General features: G+C 66.5%; 17 protein-coding genes. 6 read left to right on the plus strand and 11 right to left on the minus strand.

Features of this window, described 5'->3' with window-relative positions; genetic code table 11:
- Positions 1-172: 172 nt before the first annotated feature.
- The gene (locus CSW57_RS14780; protein ID WP_143696545.1) at positions 173-1,243 is read left to right on the plus strand and encodes a hypothetical protein; all 1,071 of its coding nucleotides are present in this window, start codon (positions 173-175) and stop codon (positions 1,241-1,243) included.
- A 1-nt stretch (position 1,244) separates the two neighbouring features.
- Here the strand turns inward: CSW57_RS14780 and CSW57_RS14785 are convergent, their stop codons facing one another.
- Positions 1,245-1,838: a TetR/AcrR family transcriptional regulator gene (locus CSW57_RS14785; protein ID WP_099383531.1), complete on the minus strand. Its 594-nt coding sequence runs from the start codon at positions 1,836-1,838 to the stop codon at positions 1,245-1,247.
- 121 nt (positions 1,839-1,959) lie between these two features.
- Between CSW57_RS14785 and CSW57_RS14790 the strand changes: the two genes are divergently transcribed.
- Positions 1,960-3,546, plus strand: a complete 1,587-nt coding sequence (locus CSW57_RS14790; protein WP_099383532.1) for a DHA2 family efflux MFS transporter permease subunit — start codon at positions 1,960-1,962, stop codon at positions 3,544-3,546.
- On the opposite strand, the gene CSW57_RS14795 is transcribed toward CSW57_RS14790, so the two are convergent.
- The 6 genes from CSW57_RS14795 to CSW57_RS14820 all read right to left on the minus strand — a co-directional run bounded on the left by CSW57_RS14795 (position 3,528) and on the right by CSW57_RS14820 (position 13,681).
- The gene (locus CSW57_RS14795) at positions 3,528-5,006 is read right to left on the minus strand and encodes a flavin-containing monooxygenase (RefSeq protein ID WP_223249274.1); all 1,479 of its coding nucleotides are present in this window, start codon (positions 5,004-5,006) and stop codon (positions 3,528-3,530) included. The two genes, CSW57_RS14790 and CSW57_RS14795, sit on opposite strands and share 19 nt — an antisense overlap.
- Positions 5,007-5,033: 27 nt before the next feature.
- A complete protein-coding gene (locus CSW57_RS14800; RefSeq protein ID WP_099383534.1) occupies positions 5,034-6,170 on the minus strand; it encodes a PDR/VanB family oxidoreductase in 1,137 nt (378 codons plus the stop codon).
- Positions 6,167-7,045 carry a metal-dependent hydrolase gene (locus tag CSW57_RS14805; protein WP_062796975.1) on the minus strand — a complete coding sequence of 293 codons (879 nt, stop codon included), beginning with the start codon at positions 7,043-7,045 and terminating at the stop codon, positions 6,167-6,169. The genes CSW57_RS14800 and CSW57_RS14805 overlap by 4 nt, the downstream gene beginning before the upstream one ends.
- A gap of 13 nt (positions 7,046-7,058) precedes the next feature.
- Positions 7,059-8,852 (minus strand): SDR family oxidoreductase, encoded by a 1,794-nt coding sequence (locus tag CSW57_RS14810; protein WP_099383535.1) that lies wholly within the window; start codon positions 8,850-8,852, stop codon positions 7,059-7,061.
- Between the two features lie 86 nt (positions 8,853-8,938).
- Positions 8,939-10,192: a pyridoxal phosphate-dependent aminotransferase gene (locus CSW57_RS14815; RefSeq protein ID WP_099383536.1), complete on the minus strand. Its 1,254-nt coding sequence runs from the start codon at positions 10,190-10,192 to the stop codon at positions 8,939-8,941.
- A 39-nt stretch (positions 10,193-10,231) separates the two neighbouring features.
- A complete protein-coding gene (locus CSW57_RS14820) occupies positions 10,232-13,681 on the minus strand; it encodes a (Fe-S)-binding protein (protein WP_099384479.1) in 3,450 nt (1,149 codons plus the stop codon).
- Between the two features lie 250 nt (positions 13,682-13,931).
- On the opposite strand from CSW57_RS14820, the gene CSW57_RS14825 reads away from it, so the two are divergent.
- Positions 13,932-14,537: a SanA/YdcF family protein gene (locus CSW57_RS14825; RefSeq protein WP_099383537.1), complete on the plus strand. Its 606-nt coding sequence runs from the start codon at positions 13,932-13,934 to the stop codon at positions 14,535-14,537.
- On the opposite strand, the gene CSW57_RS14830 is transcribed toward CSW57_RS14825, so the two are convergent.
- Positions 14,477-15,739, minus strand: coding sequence for an acyltransferase (locus CSW57_RS14830; protein WP_099383538.1), 1,263 nt, complete (start codon positions 15,737-15,739; stop codon positions 14,477-14,479). The two genes, CSW57_RS14825 and CSW57_RS14830, sit on opposite strands and share 61 nt — an antisense overlap.
- A 102-nt stretch (positions 15,740-15,841) precedes the next feature.
- Here CSW57_RS14830 and CSW57_RS14835 point away from each other — a divergent pair, with 102 nt between their 5' ends.
- The 3 genes from CSW57_RS14835 to CSW57_RS14845 are packed head-to-tail and all read left to right on the plus strand — an operon-like array spanning position 15,842 to position 17,531.
- Positions 15,842-16,615, plus strand: a complete 774-nt coding sequence (locus CSW57_RS14835) for a TSUP family transporter (RefSeq protein ID WP_099383539.1) — start codon at positions 15,842-15,844, stop codon at positions 16,613-16,615.
- 24 nt (positions 16,616-16,639) lie between these two features.
- Positions 16,640-17,035, plus strand: coding sequence for a helix-turn-helix domain-containing protein (locus tag CSW57_RS14840; RefSeq protein ID WP_099383540.1), 396 nt, complete (start codon positions 16,640-16,642; stop codon positions 17,033-17,035).
- Between the two features lie 34 nt (positions 17,036-17,069).
- Entirely contained in the window at positions 17,070-17,531 is a 462-nt protein-coding gene (locus CSW57_RS14845; RefSeq protein WP_099383541.1) for a VOC family protein, read from the plus strand.
- A gap of 6 nt (positions 17,532-17,537) precedes the next feature.
- On the opposite strand, the gene CSW57_RS14850 is transcribed toward CSW57_RS14845, so the two are convergent.
- From CSW57_RS14850 to CSW57_RS14860, 3 genes are read right to left on the minus strand one after another with little or no spacing between them, the layout of a single operon-like run.
- A complete protein-coding gene (locus CSW57_RS14850; RefSeq protein ID WP_099384480.1) occupies positions 17,538-19,652 on the minus strand; it encodes an acyltransferase family protein in 2,115 nt (704 codons plus the stop codon).
- Between the two features lie 39 nt (positions 19,653-19,691).
- Positions 19,692-22,202 carry a LuxR C-terminal-related transcriptional regulator gene (locus tag CSW57_RS14855; protein WP_143696546.1) on the minus strand — a complete coding sequence of 837 codons (2,511 nt, stop codon included), beginning with the start codon at positions 22,200-22,202 and terminating at the stop codon, positions 19,692-19,694.
- Positions 22,186-23,895, minus strand: a complete 1,710-nt coding sequence (locus tag CSW57_RS14860) for an Hsp70 family protein (protein ID WP_099383543.1) — start codon at positions 23,893-23,895, stop codon at positions 22,186-22,188. The genes CSW57_RS14855 and CSW57_RS14860 overlap by 17 nt, the downstream gene beginning before the upstream one ends.
- Positions 23,896-24,004 lie beyond the last annotated feature (109 nt).

The raw sequence follows: 24,004 nt of genomic DNA on the forward strand, positions 1-24,004 counted from the left end.
CTAAACCGGCTACCACGATGCCAGTTCTGACCGTGACATCGATGGATAACACGATCGTCGATGGCACTCAGCGAGCGCACGGACGCGTGCCGACTGCACTGCGGGGGGTGGCTGAACAAGACATACAGGACAGTCCCGTGCAGAATGGCCATCACATGGTTGCTACTGGTGAATGACGACGAGGAGGTCGGGAGCAGTGATCTGGCTCGACCCATCGCTTCTGCGCACGGTTCGTGACCTCCTCCACTCGGCATCCGGCCAGGTCGGACCAGCGTTTGCCCTGATCGATCTCGACGACGGCGGTCTGCGTGGTGCCGCGGTCGACTCCGCCACCGGACAATGCCTGATGCAGCTCGACGACCATGACCTGCAGGGCAGGGCTTTCGACCGCTCGGTGGCCGACTACCTGGTGCGCACCGGCAAGGCTCCGATGCCCGAGAACGCCGAGTGGGCGCGTGAACTGCTCGACCTCATGACCAAGGCCCGCTCAGCGCTCAGCCGCTCCGACGGGACGTTCGTGATGGGCCACGAGTACGTCGGCATGCTGCGGGTGACCCGGACCGACCTCGACGATGCCCTGGCTCCCGCGGTGGCGCGTGCGGTCAGCGTGGCGCGATCGATCGCCGCCGGCTCACCTGCCCCGGTCACGGCCGTGGTCCTGATGCCCGACCACGTGATCTGGCCCGGTCTGCAAGCGGCATTGACCACCGGACTGCATGACCTGCCCGTCCTGGCGATGCATGCGGACGTACCCCTCGCGGTACCGGGACGGCATGCGCGGCCGGCACCGGTCGTCGAACCGGAATCGGAACCCCAGCTCGTGCAAGAACCCGAACCGCCGCCACCGCCCGTGGACAACCGGCGCCAGAACCGGCTTGTGCTGATCGGTGCGGCGCTGCTTGCCGGACTCATCGTCGTCGGCGGCGCCACCCTGGTGGTCGCGCCGTGGAGCGAAGACACGGGTCAGCCGCAGTCCCAGCGGTACCTGCGCACCCCGGAGACGAGCACTGCGGTGGCGGCAACGCCCGCCCCCGCGCAGTCGCCGACGACCGCGTCATCGGCCCCGACCACGACCCCGCCGCCCCTGCCGCCGATCAACACCGAAGCCGCGCTCGCCCCGGTGATGCGCTACACCGCACCCCCGCCGCCTCCTCCGCCGCCGACAACACGGCGCCCGGCACGGCCTGCGCCGAACACGATTCCCAACCCCATTCCGGGATTGCCTCCGATTCTGCTGCCCTGAGTCAGGGTGCGACGCCTCGGCTGATCAAATCGAGGGTCTGGGCGTAGATGAACTCCCAGTGGTTGGTGGTGTCGGGAGGCCCGGCTCCATCGAGTTCCAGACTCACGGCGCCGTGCACGCAAGACCAGATCTGCAGCGTGAGGTCCATCGGCTCGCCGGCCCGGATCGTGCCCGCGGCCTGTCCGTAACGAACGATTTCGGTGAGCGCACCGAGGGCTGCTTCTCCGACTTCGCCCTCGGGCGCGCACTGGCCCGAGAACATGAGCCGGTAGAGCGTCGGTGACTTGTGTGCGAAGGCGCGATAGGTGTGACCGGCGCGGTTCAACCGGACGCCGGGGTCGGAGTCGACAACGCTGCCGATCATCTTTCGTAGTTGCGAAAAGCCCTCCGTGACAAGGGCATTGATCAGACCATCCTTGCCGTCGAAGTGGTTGTAGACACCCATCGGCGCGACCTTGGCCTCTGACGCCACCGCACGCACCGTCAGACCGCGCACGCCGTGGGTGTCCAGTACACGCAGGGCGGCATTGAGTAGTAACCCTCGGACATCTCCGGCAGGGGTCCGTGATGCCGTCCTTGGCGATTTCGATGCCACGCAGTCGATCCTTTCACACCACTTGCACGATCCCTCTTGACATCGCAGTAGCACACTGTTCTTCTAGTATAGAACAATGTACTACAACACTAGAACAGCAACCTACTTCGGGAGAGAGTCGATGAGAAAGACAGAGCTGGTCGAACACAAGACCGCTACCCGGTCGCGCAATCGCTGGTGGGGTCTGGTCGCCCTCTGTGGCGCCGTGCTCCTGGTGATGATCGACAACACCATCGTCAACGTCGCGCTGCCGACCATCAGTCGGGACCTCGGCGCGAGCAACTCGGGACTGCAGTGGGTGGTGGACGCCTACACCCTCACCTTTGCCGGATTACTGCTCACCGCAGGCCATTTCGCCGATCGATTCGGCCGCCGCAAGGTACTGGTCATAGGCATCCTCGGGTTCGCGGCGGTGTCGGTGCTCGCTGCGGAATCGAGCTCGCTCGGACAGCTCATCGCCACGCGTGCGGGGCTCGGATTGTTTGCCTCACTGGTCTTTCCGGCCACCCTGGCCATCCTGATCGGTATCTTCCCCGACCTCAAGGAGCGGGCCATCGCTGTCGGCATCTGGGCCGGCACCACCGGTATCGCCGTGGCCATCGGTCCCGTGCTCGGAGGTTGGCTGCTCGAGCACTACTCGTGGTCGTCGGTGTTCTGGGTCAATCTGCCGATCGCCGCAGCAGTGCTCGTCGGTGTCTACCTCGCGGTGCCCAGCGGCGGCAAAGCCCAGCCGGGTCCGTTCGACCTCACCGGTGCGGTGGCGTCTATCGCCGGCGTGACCCTGCTGGTCTACACCCTGATCGAGGGGCCGAACCACGGGTGGGGATCGCTGCAGACCATTGGTGGATTCCTCGGTGCGGCAGCACTTTTGATTGGATTCGTGTACGTCGAGCTGTGCTCGCGCCATCCCATCCTGGATGTGCGCCTGTTCAACAACCGGCCCTTCGCCGTGGCCTCGGGGCTGATCGCGGTCGCATTCTTCAGCCTGTTCGGGTTCATCTTCCTGATCACCCAGTACTTCCAGGCCGTCAAGGGCTACGGTCCGCTGGAGGCCGGACTGCGCACCCTGCCGTTCGCGATCGTGATGGCCGCGTTCTCGCCGCTCGCGATGGTGTTCGCCCGCAAGCTGGGGCCCGGGCGGGTTGCGGCACTGGGATCATTGACGATGGCCGCCGGGTTCGCCTTGGTTCTCCTTGCAGGCGAAGACGCCTCCTACTGGGGGTTGATCATCTGGTCGATGAGCCTGATGGCGGCGGGCCTCGCCCTGGTGCAGGGGCCGGCCACCAACATCATCACCAATTCCCTTGCACCGCAGCAGGCGGGCGCGGGCTCGGCGGTCAACGACGTGACGCGCGAGATCGGCGGCACCCTGGGGGTCGCCGTGCTCGGCTCGGTGCTGTCTTCCATCTATACATCGGGGATCGGTGACAGGCTCGATGGCAGCGGTCTGCCCCCCGAAGCCCTTGCTGCATCCAAGGATTCGGTGATGGCCGGTGTGCAGGTCGCCTCGTCCATCCCGGGTCCAGGCGGTCAGCAGATGCTCGAGGTCATCCGTGACGCGTTTGTCGACGGGCTGCACGGTTCGGTGGTGGTGGCCGCCGTTGCTGCGGGCCTCGCTGCGCCGATCGCCTGGATCACCCTGCGGACCAGACAACTCGGTGCCGCGGTGGTGGTGGAGGACGATGCGCGTCAGGCGGAGTACTCGTAACCGTCCTTGAGGGCTTTGCGCAGAGACAGGATCGACTCCACCCGGCTGGTCGGTCGGAGGTAGGGCGAATCACCTTGAGCGTTGATGTAGTAGGTGTTCGACCCGGCGCAGCGCGGACTCGCAAAGACCGTGCTGCGCACCTTCTTGCGCATCTTCTCGACGAACTCTTCGGTCTGCTCATCGGTTGCGCTCACCCGGCCCGCGCCGGACTCGACGGCTTTCGCGACAACCCGCACCGCGTGGGTGACGCAGAGTTCGATGGTGTCGAACCACGAGAACCCGATCACGCCGTAGGGTCCAGGCGCCAGGAACAGGTTGGGGAAGTCCGGGACGGTGATGCCCTCGTAGGCATGCATACGTTCCGAGTCCCAGGTGTCGCCGAGATCCTGGCCGCCGACTCCGCGGATGGTGTACGGGAGATCGAAGATCTTGAACCCGGTTGCGAGGATGAGCGCATCGATCTCCAGACGTCGGCCGTCTGCGAAAACGATTCCGCTGCCGGTGATCTCGGTGATGGGCGAAGTCTCCAGGTCGACGTTGTCGCGGTTGAACGTGGGGAAGTAGTCGTTGGAGAACGACGGACGTTTGCAGGCGTAGCCGTAGTGCGGGGTGAGCTTGGTGCGCAGCTCTGGGTCTTTGACCTGACTCCGCAAGTGACGCAGGCAGAGCTTCTCCATTCCCCGAGTGATGGCGGGCAACTGCTTGTTGTAGACCACCCCGAGCGTCTCCGCGATCTCGAACGTCGAGTCAATCAAAAAACGCGGCAGCAACTGCAGTTTCGGCGCGAACCGGTAGACGCCGCGCAGGCGGTCGGGGATCGGCGCGTTCGGTTTGGGCAACACCCAGATGGCCGTGCGCTGCACCACGGTCAGATGTTCGACGTCGGGTGCGATGGTGGGGATGATCTGGATGCCGGTGGCTCCGGTGCCGATGATGGCGACCCGCTTACCGGTCAGGTCGTAATCGTGGTCCCAGGATGCCGAGCGCAGCACCTTGCCCGAGAAGTTCTCCAGGCCGGGCAGCGCGGGCGTGGCCGGGGTGGACAGCGCGCCATGGCAACTGATCAGGAACCGGGCGGTGACGGTCTCGCCGGATGCGGTGGTGACGGTCCACAAATCGGTGGTCTTGTCGAAATCGGCCGCGGTCACCGCGGTGCCGAACCGGATGTGCTCGCGGATCCCGAACCGCTCGGCGATGTCGCGGGCGTACTGCAGCAGTTCCGATCCCGGCGCGAACACCGCGGACCAATCCGGATTGAGCGCGAACTTGTAGGAGTAGGTGACCGACGGGATGTCCACCTCGACACCGGGGTACTGATTGGCCAGCCAGGTGCCGCCGACGTCGTCGTTGCGGTCGAAGATCACGTAGTCGTCGATTCCGCGTTCTTGCAACTTGATCCCGGCAGCGAGCCCGCCGAATCCGGCACCCACGATGGCAACGGTGAATTGAGGTTCGGCCACGATGATGTTCTCCGTTGCTGTTCTGGTTCAGAGGTCGAGACGAAGGTGGTCACCCTCGGCCCGCGAGACGCAGGTGAGCATCACACCGGCGTCGCGTTCTGGTTCGGTGAGGATGTTGTCGCGGTGTTCGACCTGGCCTTCGAGTACCCGGACCTTGCAGGTGCCGCAGAAGCCCTGCTGGCACGAGTACGGCACCGACGGCAGAACCCGGCGGACTGCCGCCAGTGTCGACTCGGTGGCACCGACCGCAACGTCACCGCCGGTGCTGTCCAGGGTCACCCGGAATGGCCGCCCGTCGAGAACTGGTGGCGGAGAGAACCTTTCGAAATGCAGTTCGATGTCGGCTCTGCCCGCCAGTGCGGCACGAATGGAGTTCAGCATGGGGACGGGGCCGCAGCAGTAGACGGAAGTTCCGGGAAGCCCCGGTGAGTCGGCGTCGTCCCCACCGAGAAGATCATGTGCGGTGGGGATGCCGTCGGTGTCGTCGGTGCGCACCGTGATCCGGTCACCGTAGCGGGCCAGTTCGTCGACGAAGGGCAGGGAGTCGACGCTGCGGCCGGTGTACACCATCGACCAGTCCAGGCCCAGCCGCTCGGCGGCCTGCAACATCGGTAGGATCGGGGTGATGCCGATGCCGCCGGCGATGAATCGCAGTCGGCGTGCCGGCGACCCGTGACCGGGCAGTGCAAGGGGAAAGGCGTTGCGCGGCCCCTTGATCCGCAGTAGGTCACCGACCCGGAGCTGGTCGTGAACCTCGAGCGATCCGCCACCACCGTCCGGTATCCGCCGCACGGCGATCCGGTAGTGGTCACGATCGGCGGGGTCGCCGCACAGTGAGTACTCGCGCATACGGCCGGACGGCAGCAGCAGGTCGAGGTGAGCGCCGGCGTACCACGGTGTGAGCTCCCCGCCGTCGGGGTCGGCGAGGGTGAGGGCCACCACGTTCTCGTCCTCGGCCACCACCTCGCGGCCGATGATCCGCACCGTGGTGACGCGGTGGACCTCTTTCGGCACAGGTGTTTTGGTGAGCGTGCTCCACAGCGGGAACCACACCTTGCCGAGCAGTGTCGCGATCCGCATCGCCGGGTCGTGCTGATACCGGTTGTACAGATGCGGCGGCGGCGCCGTCATCGCGGTCGTGTGCGGGTGGTGGCGTTGATTCATGGGTGTGCGGTCCGGGCCGCAGGTGACGTCGCAAGGTAGGCGACGGCCTGAGCCGTCGACCCCACCTCCATCGGGGAGAAGTCGCGCCGGAAGTAACTGAAGGTCGCGAAGACGATGGACCGAAGGGTGGGCAGCAGCCCGTTTCGGGCGCCGGAGAACCATCCGAGCCACAACCGGGGGTAGCTCACCTTGCCGGCCGGGTCGCCATGGGCGATGAAGCGGATGCCGCGGTGGATGACAAAGAGCAACGCCGGCAGAGCGACCAGCATGGCCCGGCCACGTTTGAGATAGCTGTCGCCGAAATAGGTGGCGACATCGTGTGCCACACAACGATGTTCCACCTCTTCGGCGCCGTGCCACCGGAAGAGGTCGGCCATCATGGGGTCGGCACCGTGCTCGTCCCACTTGTTGTTGAGGGCGAAGTCGCCGAGTACGGCGGTGTAGTGCTCGATGGCGGCGATCAGCCATAGTCGCTCGACGAGGTGCTTGTACCGTGCCTTCGCAGTGCCCTTCTCGGAGGGGCCGAGGATCTTACGGAAGATCCACTCCATCTGGCGCTGGAACGGCCGGGGGTCCAGGCCGTTCTCGTCGAGAAACTCCCACAGCACCCGGTCGTGGGCTTCGGCGTGCATCGCCTCCTGCCCGATGAAGCCGCGCATCGCAGCCGCGAGCACCTCGTCCTTCACCAGGGGCAGCGCCTCGTTGTACGTCTGCACGAACCAGCGCTCGCCCTCTGGCAGCAGCAGATTGAGCATGCTGATGACATTGGACGACACCGGATGGTTCGGAATCCAGTGCAGTGGGGTGTTCTTCCACTCGAACTCGACGTTGCGGGCATGCAGTTCAACTGGTCCCGGATCAAAAGCGTGGGTCATCGCCGTCTCCTGTTCAGAACAACTTTGCGCGGGCCATCAGACGCGAGAGCCCGGGTGTGAAGCGGTAGATGCGGTACCAGGCGTGTGCCTCGGGGGTCACCGGTACCACCGCCCTGTTGTTCTCGATTGCCCCGAGGATCGCGGACGCCACCTTGTCCGGCGTGTAGCCGCGGCGGCGGTACATCCCACTCATCCTGTCGCGCAATTGTTGTTGCGTGTCCGCGGTGGACCCGGCGAACTCGGTGGCCGCGACGATGTTGGTGTCGACGATGCCGGGGCAGATCGCAGAGACTCCGATGTGATGCTCGGCCAGCTCGGCCCGGAGGGATTCGCTGAACATCAGCACCCCGGCCTTGGTGGCCGCGTAGCTGCCGAGGCCCTGCTGTGGTGTGAACGCAGCTGCCGACGCCAAGTTGACGATCTGGCCACCGAGGCCGCGTTCCACCATCGCCCGGCCGAAGACCCGGCTGCCGGTGATGACCCCGAGCAGATTGATGTCGATCAGTCGCCGGATCTGTTCATCGGTGGCGTCGAGGGCGTGTCCGGCGAAACCGATGCCGGCATTGTTGATCACGATGTCGGCAACTCCGTGGCGCTTGGACACGTCTGCGGCGAATGCGGCGAATGCGTCCTGGTCGGCCACGTCGAGCCGGTAGGCAGTGGCCAGTCCGCCGTTGGAAGTGATTGCGGCAGCCGTGGTCTCGGCTGCATCGAGGTTGATGTCCGCCACGATGACCTCGGCCCCGTTGCGGGCGAGCAGGATTGCCGTCTCTTTGCCGATTCCGCTGCCCGCGCCGGTGATGACCGCGAGTTTGCCCGACACAGAGGTGTTCGCACCCCGCCGGCGGGCGCGCTCGATGACCGGTGACACCTCGCGCCCGCGGATCGTCTCGATGAAGTCGCCGGCGATCTCGGCAAGGTAGCCGGGGTTCGTGTACGGCAGCCAGTGGCCGGTCTCGGTGTCGCGACGCCAGTGCTTGTCCGTGTAGCGAGGCGTGTTGGCGAAGATTGCACTGCGCAGAGCGATGTCGCGCGTGTTCACCACCTCGAACACCGGAACGGTGGTGCTGCGTGGATCCGGATTCGCCAGTCGCGGACGGATGTTGGCGCGGTAGTACCGCAACCCTGATACCGCGTCGGCACGGAACGTCGGTGCGAAGGTGAGGTTGGCCGGGTCGGTACCTTCGACGGCGGTGAGCAGCCGTTGCCACGTCGCGGGGTGCATGGCGGCGCCGAACAGGGCTTTGGGTACCACCGGGAGCTGGAACACGGCCGTGTAGCTCGACGACACGAGCTGAGAGACCGCCTGTCCCACGGATTTTGGGGTGGGCCGACGCAGTCGCTCACGGGTCCACTCGCCGAGGTGGTCGAGGTTCGGTCCCGACACCGAGATGAACGAGGCGATCCGGTCGTCGGCGCCAGGTGTGCAGACGGCTTCCCACGTCTGGACCGAACCCCAGTCGTGCGCGAGGACGTGAACAGCAACCCCCGGACTGACCCCGTCGATCACCGCGAAGAGATCGGCTGCCAACTCGGGGAGGCGGTAGGCGGCGTCGCCGCCGGGCTTGGCGCTCTCGCCGTAGCCGCGGGTGTCGTAGGCCACCACGTGGTAACGCTCGGCCAGGATCGGCGCCACCGAATGCCACAGATGGTGGGTGTCGGGCCATCCGTGCACGAGCACCACGGTCGGGTGGTCAGATGACCGCTCGCCCAGCTCGAACACGGCCAGCTCCACGCCGTCGCGGATCACGGTGCGGGACCGCCAGGCGGGCTCGGCGGCCTTCTGGTTGCTGTCGATAGCAGTCATCAACTCCCCCTTGAGTGATTGAGTGAGTTAGACGTTACCAGTCGTCACACTTAAATCAAGAGGTGCTGAGCTGCGGTTATGTGGTTTTACTGCTTGTAACTGGCCAAGAAGTTGCCCATTCGCTGCACCGCGTCACCGAGATCGCGTGACCACGGCAACGTGACGATGCGGAAGTGGTCGGGGCTGGGCCAGTTGAATCCGGTGCCGTGCACGACGAGGATCTTCTCGCGAACCAGGAGATCGAGGACAAACTTCTCGTCGTCGTGGATCTCGTGGACCTCGGGATCCAGGCGCGGGAAAGCGTAGAGGGCGCCCATCGGCTTCACACAGCTCACGCCGGGGATCTCGTTGAGCTTCTCCCAGGTGATGTCGCGCTGTTCCAGCAGCCGCCCGCCGGGTAGGACAAGATCCTCGATGCTCTGGTAGCCGCCGAGCGCGACCTGAATGGCGTGCTGACCCGGAACGTTCGAGCACAGGCGGGTCGACGCCAGCATCTTCATGCCGTCGATGAAGCCCTTCGCGTGGTCTTTCGGCCCGGTGATGGCCACCCACCCGGCCCGATAACCACACACCCGGTAGGCCTTGGACAGGCCGTTGAAGGTGAGGCAGAGCAGGTCTGGCGCCAGCGACGCGAGATTGATGTGCTCGGCATCGTCGTACAGGATCTTGTCGTAGATCTCGTCGGCCAGGAGCAACAGCGAGTGCTTGCGGGCCAATTCGACCAGCTGCTTGAGGACTTCACGTTTGTAGACCGCGCCGGTCGGATTGTTCGGGTTGATCACCAGCAGCGCCTTGGTGCGCGGGGTGATCTTCGACTCGATGTCCGCGATGTCGGGGTTCCAGTCGTTGTCCTCGTCGCAGAGGTAGTGGATCGCCTTACCCCCGGACAGCGCCGTCATCGCGGTCCACAGCGGGTAGTCGGGGGAGGGGATCAGCACCTCGTCGCCGTCGTCGAGCAACGCCTGCATGGTCATGGTGATCAACTCGGATACACCGTTGCCCAAGATCACGTCGTCGACGTCGAAGTACGGGAAGTCCGGGATCAGTTCGTACCGGGTGACCACCGCGCGACGAGCCGGCAGCACCCCCAGGGATTCGCTGTACCCCTGGGAGTACGGCAACGCGTGGATCATGTCGCGCATGATCACGTCCGGCGCCTCGAAACCGAACTGGGCAGGATTACCGATGTTCAGCTTCAGGATCCGATGCCCCTCCGCCTCCAGGCGAGCCGCGTGGGCCGTCACCGGTCCGCGGATCTCATAGGCGACGTTGCGGAGCTTCGCCGATTGCTCGAGTGGTTTGAGGTCGCGGTACACCGTCGACACGTGTGGTCTGCTCACCTGCTTATGGTGCCAGCCTTTCGCAAATCGTTTTCGGGTTCAGCGTTTACCAGGACGCTTCTTGCCTGCTGCGATGCCGAATCCCTTGGCCTTGGAGGGGCCTGATTCGGCCAGCGTCCGACTGTCGGCCGGTGCGTCGCCGTTGGTGGCCGCGGCGCCGTTGGTGCTCTCGGTGGTTGCCGGAGCGGCTTCTGCCACCTCGGCAGTTTCGGTTGCCTCGGCGGTCTCCGTGGCTTCAGCCGGCTCGGGGGTCGGTTCGGGCTCCGGGGTCGGTTCGGGCTCGGAGACTGGTTCGGGCTCGGCCTCAGGGGCTGGAGCAGCCTTCGCCGCACCCGGCTTCTTCGCGCCGGGACGCTTGGCCTTCCCGCCGATCGCCAGACCCTTCACGGGAACGGAGGGCGACGGTTCTGATGCCCCACCCTCCGCAGTGCCCTCCGCGGCCGGTTCGCCGACCTCGGGCTCGTCGACCTTCGACGGCTCGTCGGCCACCGGCGCGGGTGCGACATCCTCGTCGGGCTTGCCTGCCCCCGGCTTCGGGGCCCCGGGACGCTTGGCCCCGGGACGCTTGGCCCCTCCACCGATGGCCAGGCCCTTGACCTGAGCGGCCGGCGGCTTCTCGCCGGCCTGGCCGGTGGTGGCCGGCTCTTCGGTGACGGATGTCGCCTCGGACTCGGTCTCGGTAGCGTCGGGTTCAGGCGTCGAAGCCGGCTTGGCTGCGCCGGGCTTCTTCGCTGCGCCTCCGGGCTTGGGTGCTCCCGGCCTCTTGGCGCCCCCACCGATCGACAGCCCCTTGACGGGTGCGGCCTTGGTCTCGGAGGCCTCTGCTGTCTCGGTTGTCTCAGCGGTCGCTGCCGTGCCGGCGGCCTCCGCCGCAGGCTTCGCAGCACCCGGCTTCTTGGCTGCGCCACCGGGTTTCGGTGCTCCCGGCTTCTTGGCGCCGCCACCGATCGACAGGCCCTTGGCGCCTTCGGCTGCGGGCGCGGTCGCCTTCTCGTCGGACGTCGGCTTTGCTGCGCCGCCCGGCTTGGGTGCGCCGCCGCCCGGCTTCGTGGCCGCGCCACCGGGCTTGGGTGCACCGCCGCCCGGCTTCTTGGCGCCGCCGCCGATGCCCAGTCCGCCGCCGACCTTCGGCTTTTCCTTGGTGTCGGTGGCTGTGGCCGCTGCCGCCTTGGCGGGCTCGGCTGCCGGTTCCTTCTTCTCGACAGGCTTGGCCTCTGGTTCGGCGACCGGCGCCGACAATCCCAGCGACGCTGCGCCGAGGAAACGGCCGCCGCGCTTGATCTCGGGGGCGCCGCGCCTGACGGAGTCGAGGATCAGCTGCGCGACGTCGAGCACCTCGACCTTGTTCTCGAGCTCGGTGCCCGAGGTCTTCGCGGTCACGCCGTCGGTCAGCATCACGCGGCAGAACGGGCAGCCGGTGGCCACCTTCTCCGGTGAGGTGCCGAGTGCCTCGTCGACCCGGTCGAGGTTGATGCGCTTGCCGATGGTCTCTTCCATCCACATGCGGGCACCGCCGGCGCCGCAGCACATCGACCGCTCGCCGTGGCGGGGCATCTCGGTCAGGTTGGCTCCGGAAGCGTCCATCAGCTCACGCGGGGCGTCGTAGACCTTGTTGTGCCGGCCCAGGAAGCAGGGGTCGTGGTAGGTGATGTCCTTGTTGACCGGGGCCACCGGGATGAGCCGCTTGTCGCGGACCAGTCGGTTGAGCAGCTGGGTGTGGTGGACCACCTCGTACTTGCCGCCGACCTGCGGGTACTCGTTACCCAGGGTGTTGAAGCAGTGCGGGCAGGTCACGACGATCTTCTTGGCCTGCGCGGGTGCGGTGGCGAACATCTCATCGAGGGTCTCGATGTTCTGCTGCGCCAGCATCTGGAACAGGAACTCGTTACCTGCTCGACGGGCGGAGTCACCGTTACAGGTTTCGCCTTCACCCAGGACGAGGAAGTCCACGGCGGCGATGTCGAGCAGTTCGGCGACGGCCTTGGTGGTCTTCTTCGCGCGGTCCTCGTAGGCGCCGGCGCAGCCGACCCAGAACAGGTATTCAAAGCCTTCGAAGCTCTCGACATCCTGGCCGTACACCGGGATCTCGATGTCCATCTCGTCGATCCACTTGGTGCGGTCCTTGGAGTTCTGGCCCCACGGATTGCCCTTGTTCTCCAGGTTCTTGAACAGGCCCGCGAGCTCGGACGGGAAGTCCGATTCGATCAGCACCTGGTAGCGGCGCATGTCGATGATGTGGTCGACGTGCTCGATGTCGACCGGGCACTGCTCCACGCAGGCACCACAGTTGGTGCAGCTCCACAGCGTCTCGGTGTCGATGACCGCGCCCGTGGTGCCTTCGCTCTCGCCGACCAGCTTGCGCTCGGCCTCGTTGCGGGCTGCCTCGGGAATCGCATCGAGCTTGTCCTGCAGAACGTTTCCGTCGGCGTCGACCAGACCGACCTCGTCGCCGCTGATGTCCTTCTTGCCGCCGGCGAGGAGGTAGGGCGCCTTGGCGTAACCGTGGTCGCGCAGTGAGGTGATGAGGAGCTTGGGGGAGAGCGGCTTGCCTGTGTTCCATGCGGGGCACTGGCTCTGGCAGCGACCACACTCGGTGCAGGTGGTGAAGTCGAGCCAACCCTTCCAGGTGAAGTCCTCGATCTTGCCGGCACCGAATGCGTCCACGTCGGGGTCGGCGGTCTCCATGTCGAGTACCTTGCCGCCCGATGTCATCGGCCTGGCCGCGCCGAGCGCGACCCCGCCGTCGTCCTCACGCTTGAAGTAGATGTTGAAGAAGGCCGAGAAGCGGTGCCACGCCACGCCCCATGTGATGTTGCGGCCGATGACGGCGAGCCAGATCATGCCGGACATCAGTTTGATGAGCGCGAAGACCGAGACCATGGTGGGGCTGGCCGGGAGCAGCTTGGCGACCTGCATGGTGAAGAAGTCAGAGCCGGCATGAGCGTGGCCGTAGGTGGCGATCTTGCCGGCCTTCACGAAGATCATGCCCAGACCTTCGAGCAGCACGACAACCTCGACGAAGTACGCGGCGCCGAAGCGCGAGCCGGAGAACCGGGAGAGCCGCTCGGGAACCCGCGGGTGGTTGAGCTGGCGGATGATGATCAGCGTGACGATGCCGACCACGGTGCCGATGCCCAGAAGCTCATCGAGCAGGTGCCAGGCGAAGGTGTCGCCGAAGATGGGCCAGTGGAACTTGGCGTCGAACGTCTGTCCGTACGCTTCGAACCACAGGAGCGAACCGAGCAGGAACCCGATCATCACCAGCCAGTGCGCCCAGCCGACGGTTCGGAACTTCGCCATCCGTGTGTGGGCGACGAACTCGATCATCATCTGCTTGAAGCGAGGGAGCACCGGCGTGAACCGGGAGTTGTCTTTCTGGCCCTTGGCGATGGTGCGGAGCATCGTCCACACCCCACGGAAAAACAGTGCCCAGCACACCAGGCTTGCCAGAGCAGCAATGGTGCCGATGGTGATCGTCGCGGTGTTCACGGCGTCACGGCCTTTCTCTCTCGAACTGCCCGACTGATACACGTCTCTTACGCGTAGCGGTCGAATCGTTCACCCGGTCGGCCTGATGGCCCCAGATGGGGCCTGGCCCTATCGCAAGCTGTGTGGCGCCCACGGCGTTGTACTGAATCGCTCCAGCGCACGCAGTGTTCTCCACTAGGTACGTTAAGGCCTGGCTGTACCAAGGTTTTGCGCAGGTTGTCCTAAGTTACTGATCGGTAAGGTATTTGTGATGTCCGCCATAAGTCGTTACCGAATTCTACTGCTGATCGGCGCGGGGCTGGCAGGCGTCGAGCTTGTCGTGACCATCGCCAGCACCTGGGTGTACGTGCAGGCGCACGGCCGGACGTCCGAGGCGTCCGAAGCCCCCTCGGCGTCCGTGGCCCTCGTGCTGGGCGCAAAGGTGATCGACGGTGAACCCGATTCGTACGTACGCGGCCGGCTGGACACAGCACTCGCGCTCTACCGCGACGGCCGGGTGCAGCAGGTGCTCAACTCCGGGAACGGCCGCGCGACGGCGGGGAACGAGCCGGCAGTGATGCGCGCTTATCTCCAGCAGAACGGGGTGCCCTCGTCGGACATCATCGACGACCCCGAGGGATACGACACCGCGGCATCATGCCGTCGCGCCCACGACCTGTTCGGGGTGCGGTCGGCGCTGGTGGTCACCCAGGGTTTCCACCTCGGTCGTGCGGTGGCGCTGTGCCGCGACGCGGGTATCGAAGTTCATGGCGTCCTCGCCGAATGTGATTGTCCGACATGGACAATCGCGCGCAATCACCTGCGTGAGACGGTGTTGGCCCGGCCGCGGGCGTTGTTGACGGTGCTGATGAGCTGAGCGACGTCGAACCTGTCCGGCATCGGCAACCGGGCACGACCGGTCAGATACGCCGATCCGGGCATCCGGCGCAGGGCCTCCACGACGAGGAGTGAGCCGGCGAGGGTGCCGAGATACACGACGATGGCCGCCCACGGTGCGCCCAGAACGTCCACGACCCACGCGACGTTGTTGCGTTGCGGGTAGAGGATGAAGAAGATCAGCAACGCATGGACCAGGAAGACGCTGAAGGAGCGATTCGAGGCGTACTTCACCATGCGGTCGAAACGGGGGGTGCTGCGCCGGTGATGGTCGGCCCAGTGCTGGCCGACTGCGTACAGGCACGCCACCGCGGCGACGAGGAACGGGAACAACGTGGGCTGAAAAGCGGCGCTCGCATCGATCGCACGCTGATCATCACCCCATACCCGCCACCAGAAGTTGCCGAGCGCGAACAAACCGGTCACCACCAGTGCGCTGAACAACCACCAGCCCTTGCCCTGTAGCCACAGCCGGATGTCGTCGAGATGGACCGCCGTCACCGCTCCCGCGAACACGAAGAACTGATACGGCACGAAGGTCGCGTAGTAGTGCCACCACACCCCGGCGATGCTCGCAGGTGGCTGCCAGTGCGTGATGACCGCAAAACATGCCCACTGCACTGCGGCACTGACGGCGAGCAGCGCCAGGTGGCGCCCGCGCGTGCGGCGCACCAGCCACAGCACCAGCGGGAACAGCAGGTACACCTGCAGCATCACGAACAAGAAGTACATGTGGAACCCGGACAGGCCCCACTTGAGCAGATCCCAGAACTCGCCGAGGCTGCCGGGGATGTCACCGGTGCGCCCGTGCGCCCACATGTCCTCCACGGCCCAGTAGACAAAAGACCAGATCACAAACGGGAAGATGACCAGTTTCATCCGACGGCGCCAGAAGTCCACCGACCGGAAGTCGACCCGTTCGAAGTTCTGGTACATCAGGACGAAGCCGCTGAGTGCAAAGAACGTGTTGCGGGTGAAGTGGAGCAGCAGGGTGGTCGAGTTGACCGGAACGCTGTCCCATTCGTCTGTTGTCGCGGTCAGACAGTGCACGAAGATGACCAGTGAGAAGGTGGTCGCCCGGATCAGGTCGACGTGGTGCAGATACGCCCGCCTCGCGGTCGGCCGGGACCTGCTGGTGACGGTCCCAGCGCCTGCGGAATCGGCGGGGGTGGTGGCGGTCATCGTCGTACAGCATGCCGCATCCACCTGTGATTTCCCTCCTCGGTGTCTGAGGGATTGGTCACGTCCACCTACTGTCCATGTGGTGTGTAAAGGCTGTGCGAGATGATCCCCGACTGGGACGTGTTGACGTTGTTACTGGTCGCGGCCCTTGCGGCGGGCTGGATCGACGCGGTGATCGGTGGTGGCGGGCTGGTGCTGATCCCGGCGATGCTCATTGCGTTCCCCACCGTGGCACCGGCCACCGCGCTCGGTACCAACAAGCTCGCGGCGATCTGGGGCACCGGTGCGGCCGCCATCGCGTTTTCCCGGGTGACCGCCGTCCCGCGACGCCTCGCCCTCATCTCCGTACCGATCGCCGGGGTGTGCGCGGCCGCCGGTGCCACCGCGGCGTCGCTGGTGTCGGCAGATGTGATCAGGCCGCTGGTGATCGTGCTGATGCTGGCGGTCGGGATCTTCGTCGCGTGCAGGCCCTCGTTCGGCCGGAGCACCGGGTCGGGCGGCCCGCTGACCCGGCGGCAGGTGATCGCCGGATGTATCGCATTCGCGGTGATCGGCTTCTACGACGGCATCTTCGGGCCCGGTACCGGGATGTTCCTCATCATCGCGCTCACCGTGGTGCTCTCCCGCAGCTTCATCGAGAGTGCGGCACTGGCCAAGATCGCCAATACGGCCACGAACTTCGGTGCCCTCGTGGTGTTCGCGATCCAGGGGCATGTGTGGTGGCAGCTCGGGCTGCTCCTCGCGGTGGCCAACGTCGCGGGATCACTGCTGGGATCGAGAACGGTGCTCAATCGAGGGTCGGGGGTGATCCGGGCCGCACTGCTCGTGGTGGTCGTGGTGATGTCGGCCAAGCTCGGCTGGGATCAGTTCGCGTAGTTCACTAGGCTCTGACCCGTGGCAATGAGTCCCGGTGAGGATCAAAACCGACGGTTGCTGCGCGCCCGCGACGCAATGGACCGCGACTATGCTCAGCCACTCGACGTGCCCCGGTTGGCGGCCGTGGCACACATGTCCGCCGCCCACTTCACCCGAACCTTCCGGGCCACCTTCGGGGAGACGCCGCACCGGTATCTGCAGCGCCGTCGCATCGAGCGAGCGATGAATTTGCTGCGTGATCCACTGCTGCCCGTCACCGACATCGCGGCGATGGTGGGATTCGAGAGCCTCGGGACCTTCAGTCGGACGTTTCGAACCGTGGTCGGGGATTCGCCCAGCGGATTCCGGGCCACCGCCACGCGGGTGAAGGTGCCGGGATGTTTCGTCAGGGCGTGGTCGAGACCGAGCAGTTTTGGATAAGCAACGGGGCCACCCCTGCCCCTACCGTTGAGACATGTTCAAAAACATCAGCATTCACTCGGTCATGGTTCTCGATCAGGACGAAGCACTCGACTTCTACGTCGGCAAACTGGGCTTCGAGAAAAAAGACGACGTCGACATGGGCTTCATGCGGTGGCTCACCATCGCGCTGCCCGGCGATCCAGATCGTCAGATCCTCCTCGAGGTCCCGGGCCCACCCGCCCACAGCGAAGAGGTGGCAGCGTCGGTTCGTGACCTCGTCACGAAAGGCGCGCTGGGCGCCGCTGCCATGCTGACCACGGACGACTGCCGAAAGACCTACGAAGAACTGTCCGCACTGGGTGTCGAGTTCACCGAAGAACCGACGGAGCAGCCCTACGGAATCGACTGTGCGCTGCGCGATCCGTTCGGCAACCACATCCGCATCACCCAACCGGCCACGGGTCCGGTCGAGATCTCCGACGAGGACATCGCCCGCTGGAAGAGTGAGGCGTAGGCGGTCTCACCACCAGCCGGGTAATGCCCTCTGCATGTCGGCGGTGAGGGCCGGGACGAGACTGCGGACAAACGTCGCGCTCAGATGGTGGAAGTCGTGCCACAACAGGATGTTCCCGACCACGGCGGGGCAGTAGGTGTCGCTGCACATCGCGTCGGTGTAATCCAGGAAACTCATGTTCGGGAACTGGGGCGCGATGTCCAGTGCGGGGTCGGTCGGTGACATCACCAGCGACCGTTCGACCCCGCACACCGACGGCTTCTTGCCCAGCGCAAGGCATTCCGGCGGACTCTCCTTGCCGACGGCCCAGGGGTTGTCGCGTACTGCGATCACCTTCTGTCCGCGGTCACGGAACTCGGTGAAGATGTCGAGGTAGTCCTCGGGGACGAAGTCGCCGGTGACCTGACCTTCCACCGGGCGAGTGCTGTTGGTGAACACCACGTCTGGTCTGTCCACGGCCAGGCGTGCCATCACGTCGCGCGACCACTCGTTGCATTGGTAGTACTTCTGGCCGAACCAGGTGAACACGTGGTCGGTGGTCAGTGGGCACCCCACCTTGAGGTAGGTGGTCACCTTGAACCCGTGCTGCCTGCCGATCGCGTCGAGGGCGGTGATCCAGTACTCGGCGTGGGAGCCGCCCACCAGAGCCACAGTGCGCGTGGCGTTCACGTCGCCGTACACCCCGACTCTGATCGATCCGTCCTTCCAGCCGGAGATCACCGAGTCGTACGACGTGATGGGCCAATCCTTTTCGACCACCTGCGGACTCGGTTCGGGCTCCACCCGTGGCACCGGCACGCCGTCGAGGAACGCACGTGCGCCGGGATACAGGCGTGGATCGAGATTCTGGGTGTCCACCGTCATGTTCTGCACGTGCCGGTTCCAGCTGACAATGCCCGCCCCCGCGACCACGGTGAGTACCAGCAGGACGGCCGTCAGCACTGTCGCCGACCGCCGCCAAGGAGTCTTTCCGGCCCGGATCGGGGACTCGACGTATCTGGCTGTGGCCCATGCCAAGAGCAGCGAGACCGCGATGATGCCGGCGCCCTCGACGATGTTCGCGCTGTCCTTGTATTGCCAGGTCAGATAGAAGATCAGCAGTGGCCAGTGCCACAGATACAGGGCGTAGGCGATGGAGCCGAGCCAGACGATGGACGGGTGGGCAAGCCACGAACTGACCGCGCCGGGGTCGGTGTTGTCGCCGGGCGCGGTCTGGCGCGAGCCACTCCAGATCAGCAACAGGGTCGCGCCGACGGGCACCAACGCGAGCGTCGACGGATACTGTTGCACCCCGACGATCCACCACCCGCAGCTGATGATGAGTCCCAAGGCGATCAGGCCCACCAGGTTTCGCAGCCACTGCGCCATCTTGAGCCGGGGCATCCACACGGCGAGGAGACCGCCGGCAATGGGTTCCCAGCAGCGGGCGATGGTGTCGTAGTAGTTGAACGGCTGGTTGATCCCGTGCCGGTGGTGGGCCCACGCGAAGGAGATCGCCGCGACGCCGAGCAGGGCGGCGAACACGATCCCGCGGATGACCGGCGGCCGACGGAAGACGTCGAATCTGAGTGCGAGCACTTTCAGGACGCCGCCGAGCGCCAGTGCGGCCAGCAACGTGATCACAAAGAACTGCCCCTGCACCGACATCGACCACAGATGCTGCATCGGACTGTTCGCCGAATCGGCGGCCTGGTAGTCCTGCGATGCCAGGGCGAGGTGCCAGTTCTGGTAGTAGAGAGCCGAGGCGATGGCCTCGTCACCCAGCGGCGACCATCGTGTTCGAGGCATCAGCCACAGCGACAGCACCACGATGAACAGCAGCACCGTGAGAAGCGCGGGGAGGAGTCGTCGCGCGAGCCGCCAGAGGCGTGGCCCAGGATTGATCGCCGTCGACCACCGAGCAGTGGGAGAGCTGGTGGCCAACACGTGTTTGAGGAGTGACGCCACGAAGAAGTAGCCCGACAGGGTCAGGAAGACGTCGACTCCACCGGACACACGGCCGAACCAGATGTGGAAGACGGCCACCAAAGTGATGGCGATGCCGCGCAGTCCGTCGAGGTCGTGGCGGTACTCGGTGGACGTTTTCGACGGCGCACCGGACACGACTGGTGGGTCGGTCATGGTGGCGCTCACCGGGGGAATTGTTCCAGATGTTCACCGTCACGATGAGGTGGCGCTCTGGCCGCCCCCTTGATTTGTTGCCGGGCCGTATCCCGCGGCTCTGAGCATCGACAACATCTCCGACCGGGAGCCGGCGCCGAGACGACGCCGGATCCTCGCCACGTGGTGCTCGACGGTCTTGCCCGAGATGAACAGGCGGGCACCGATTTCGCGGTACGTCAGCCCGAGCAGCAGGTTCCGGGCCACCTCGGCCTCGCGTTCGGTCAACGGGCCGGCGGCCGGTTGTGCGGCATCGACATGCGTTGCGGTGGCCGCGACCGCTGGTGCGCCGACGAGTCGCGCGACCTGCAGCAATGAGGTGGCCGCCTGGGTGTCGTCGACCCGGAGTGCGGCCTCGCCGGCGAGTCGTGCTGCGTCCCAAGGCAATCCGACCTGTTCGAGCGCAGATGCGGCCTTCTTCACCTCGGCCACATCGGGCTGCCCTTGCAGCACCCGCAGCCATGCCCGGCCGGCGTCGGCAAGGGCCGCGCCGAATGGCTCGCCTGCCGCGGCCTGGCCGAGCTGACGCGCATAGGGAACCAGGGCCGATGGGTCGTCCGCGAGAATCGCTGCCTGTACGCCGTACCAACTCCACGACATGGACCACGCCGGAGGCGAACCCAGGGCCGCGAGCAAACGGTCGGCGGCCGTCACCAGGTGGTCGAGTCGCGCTGTGTCCTGCAAGCGGACCGCTGCGAGCCACAACTCGCCGAGGGGGTGCAGTGCGAACAGGTCCACCTCCATCTCGGCCGCCGCGGGTACGGCGTCGCGCCACGCGGCGACCAGAGCACCCATGTCGCCGCGTCGTCGGGCGATCGCCACGGCAAGGGCATGGGCCACCAGCTCGTCCCGCAGGTTCTGGGCCGTGACCTCTCTGAGGATGCCCGCGGCTGTGGTCAGGTCGCCGCCGACCATCGCCGTCCATCCGAGGAGCAGTTGTTCGCGTGGGGTCTGATCGCAATCGCGCGACAGTGCGGCCTTCGCGCCGGCGAGGTCGCCACTGTGCAGACAGAGCAGCGCCGCGACGGCAGCGGCGGACTCGGGTTCGGCCCGGCGGTGCTGTGCGGAGAGGGACACCGCCCGCAGGATCGGTCCGAGGGCCGCAGCCGGCGACGACGTCAACGACGCAAGCAGGCCGGAGCTGAGCAGGGTTCCGCGGGCGTGGTCGGTGGTCGGAGGCGCGGCGCCTGCGGTTGCCGAGAACTCCTCGGCCCCCGGACGATCCCCGGTGGCGAGCAGGGTCAGAACGCCGATCGTGGCATCCGGTCCGGCGGCCTCTGGCCCCAGCCATCGGTAGAGGTCGGCCGACCGCGAATACGTTCCACGCCGTGCCGCGATCGCCGCGCCGATCCGGACGGCGTCACGCCGATCGGACGGTGAATCCGCGGCGAGGATGGTGTCGGCCAATCGGGTGGCGGTGTCGAGGTCACCGGCCAGGGTCGCGGCATCGGCCAGCGGAACCCGGACGACACCGGGGTCGGCGCCGGCTGTGAGCGCTGCGTGCCAGAGGTCGGCCGCCTGGGCCGGGTTGGTGGTGCGGGCGGCCGACAAGAGGAGATCCGCGAGACGGCCGTCGACGACGCCCGAGCGGGCGGCGGCCAGGGCTCCGTCGACGGTCAGGGCCCCGCGGTCGAGCAAGGTGTCCACCAGTGAGCGATGGGTCGACGCGATCTGGTGCTCGCCCCGCACCGCTCGCAGAACCGGGAGAGCGGCGGGGAGGAACTCGTCGGTGCCGGTGAGGAAACCCGAACCACGTGCCCGGTCGAGGGCTTCGATGGCTGCGGTGGGGTCGAGACCCAGCGTGTCGGCGATGGTGTGCGGATCGGGCGACGGTTGCAGGGCCGCCACGGTCAGTACGTCGTGAGTGGTGGGATCAAGCGCGCGCAGCCGTTCGTGCTGCCACTTCGCGATCGCCTCCCGGGCGGCCCGTTCGTCGGCGGCGGGGTCGGCTCGCAGGACATCGAGGGCGGTGTCGATGGCTGCGCGGTTTCCGCCGGCGGTACGGCGGATGACGTCGGCGACGGGTGCGGACACGATTCCGCCTGAACGGGCGATGATCGCGGGCGTGGGCAGCGGGCCCAGCTTGATGTCGGTGCCGAGGGCGGAGAACGTTCGCTGTACCTGCCGGATGTTGTTGTCGGACAAGCGCGGTTCGGCGGCGGCGATCACCGTGAGGTCGCCGCGGTCGGCGAGGTCGGTGAGGCGGCTCAGGCTGCCGGCTTCCCAGTGGTGCACGTCGTCGACGATGACGGCGCAGCCGGGCCGGGTGGCCTCATGCTCCGGGATCGTCGTGAAAACCTGTGTGCCAGAACGGTTCAGAAGGCGACGGCAATGCTGCAGCAGGTCCGATTTGCCGCTTCCGGCGACGCCGGTGACGAACGCGAGTACCGGACCACCGGCGTGTACGGCGGACAGCAACGCTTGTGCGGCAGGCATTCCGGTGAACGCGGTGGCTCCGGGGAGTCGGTTCACCGGACTGCGGCCGACTGCGACATCACCCGCCGATTCCACCGAGGAGTCCACCAACTGCCGCGCCCGTGCCGTCGAGTACCTGGCCCGGCACACCGAGCAGACCGCCACCGGGGTTGGGGGCCGGCGCAGGCGCGGGAGCCGGGGCCGGTGCGGGAGCCGGCGCGGGGGCAGGAGCCGGAGCCGGCGCCGGGGCTGGAGCAGGTGCTGGAGCGGGCGCCGGGGCACCTCCGCCGGGTGCCGGTGCGGGAGCCGGCGCACCGTTCTGCGGAGCGGTCGGGGCACCCGGCGCGGCGGGGGCGGGGGCAGCCGTACCGCCTCTGGGTGCCACCGTCGTCGGCCGTCCGTCGGCGCCGGTGGTGACCGTGCCCGGGGTCCTGCTGCCGGTTCCACCACTCGTGTCGGTCGAGGACCCGGCGGGCGAGCCGTCGGGGGCAGTCGAGGAAGCGGTCGGTGAACTCGTCACCGACGATTCTGCGGCGGCAGGCTTGGGCCCTTCGTCGTCGGTCAGGGCAGTGCCCACCGACAGGCCTCCGGCGGTGAGCAGAGCGATCGCTGCGGCGACGCCGACCACGATCGCGGTGCGCTTGCCCCGCGACATCGAGGTGGGCTCGACCTTGACGGTGCGGGGAGCTGGGGTGAGTGCATGCGCGCCGGCGGGAACGAGGTCATCCGAAGCCGATGCATGCGCCGGCACGACCGCGACCGACGCGGCCGCGGCCGCCTTCGCCGCGGTGTAGCCGATGAGTGCGGCACCGGTGGCGGTGGTGGTCGCCGGGTCGTTGTTGACCGCGACCGGGATACGCAGCATCGACGACGCCAGTTCACTGACCAGCGGGGTGGCCGAACCGCCGCCGGTGAGCAGGACCGTGGAGACTGCGCCCAGCTCGATGTCGGCGAGCTGTAAGGCCTCGATCACCAGGGCCATCGAGCTCGCCAGGGGTGCCCGCAGCAGGTCTTCGAGCTCGGACCGGACGAGCCTGGCCTCGGTGCGGATCCCCGGAAGATCGATGGAGACAACGGTTTCGGTGTCCGAGGACAACGCCTCGCGGGCCGCCGCGCAGCGAACCCGGAGTTCGGCCAGACCCTCCATCGTCGCCGCATCGAACGGGTCGATGGAATCGGTGGCACCCACCGATTCGAGCACGTGACCGAGAACGAGATGGTCGAACTGGGCGCCGCTGATCTCTTCGGACCTCAGTGGACGGCCGACGATCATCGGGTCGGCGCCGGTGCGCACCACCGCCACGTCGAGTGATGAACCACCGAGGTCGTACACCACGGTGAGGCCGTCGAGCTGGCCGTTGTGTTCGGCAAGAGCGGCAACCGCGGCGATCGCCTCGGGAACCACGGTCACCTCGGGCATGTCCTGCCGGGCCGCGGCCGCACGAAGGGCCTCCACGGTGTAGTCCTGCCATTCGTTCGGACAGGCGAGCACGATGACGTCGGCATCCCAGGCGCCGGCATCGGCGGCCAGAGCGGCCATCGCGGCGGCGTACAGATCCTCGCCGGTGTACTGGCGGCCGTCGTCGGTCACCAGGGCAACGGGATCACCCACCCGCTCGGTGAAACCGCCGACCCGGTACGGCCCCGGCCGGTCGACGAGTTCGGGCGAGGCGTCGGGCGCCAACTCCAGAATCGGGCCGCGCACGACAGCAGCATCGAGGCCGTCGTCGGTACCGGGCACTGCAACACATGTGGTGCTGCCGATCTTCAAACCGAGCGATGTGGTCATGGTCTGCCGACTCCTCTGGTGCGCCTACGGCATCGACTCACCCTGTGATGCCCATCTCCCATGATGTCGCCGCAGGTAGGGATGGTGTTACCGGTTCGGCGGGTGGTCG

Source organism: Williamsia muralis, assembly GCF_002735905.1.
Taxonomy (GTDB): domain Bacteria; phylum Actinomycetota; class Actinomycetes; order Mycobacteriales; family Mycobacteriaceae; genus Williamsia; species Williamsia muralis_A.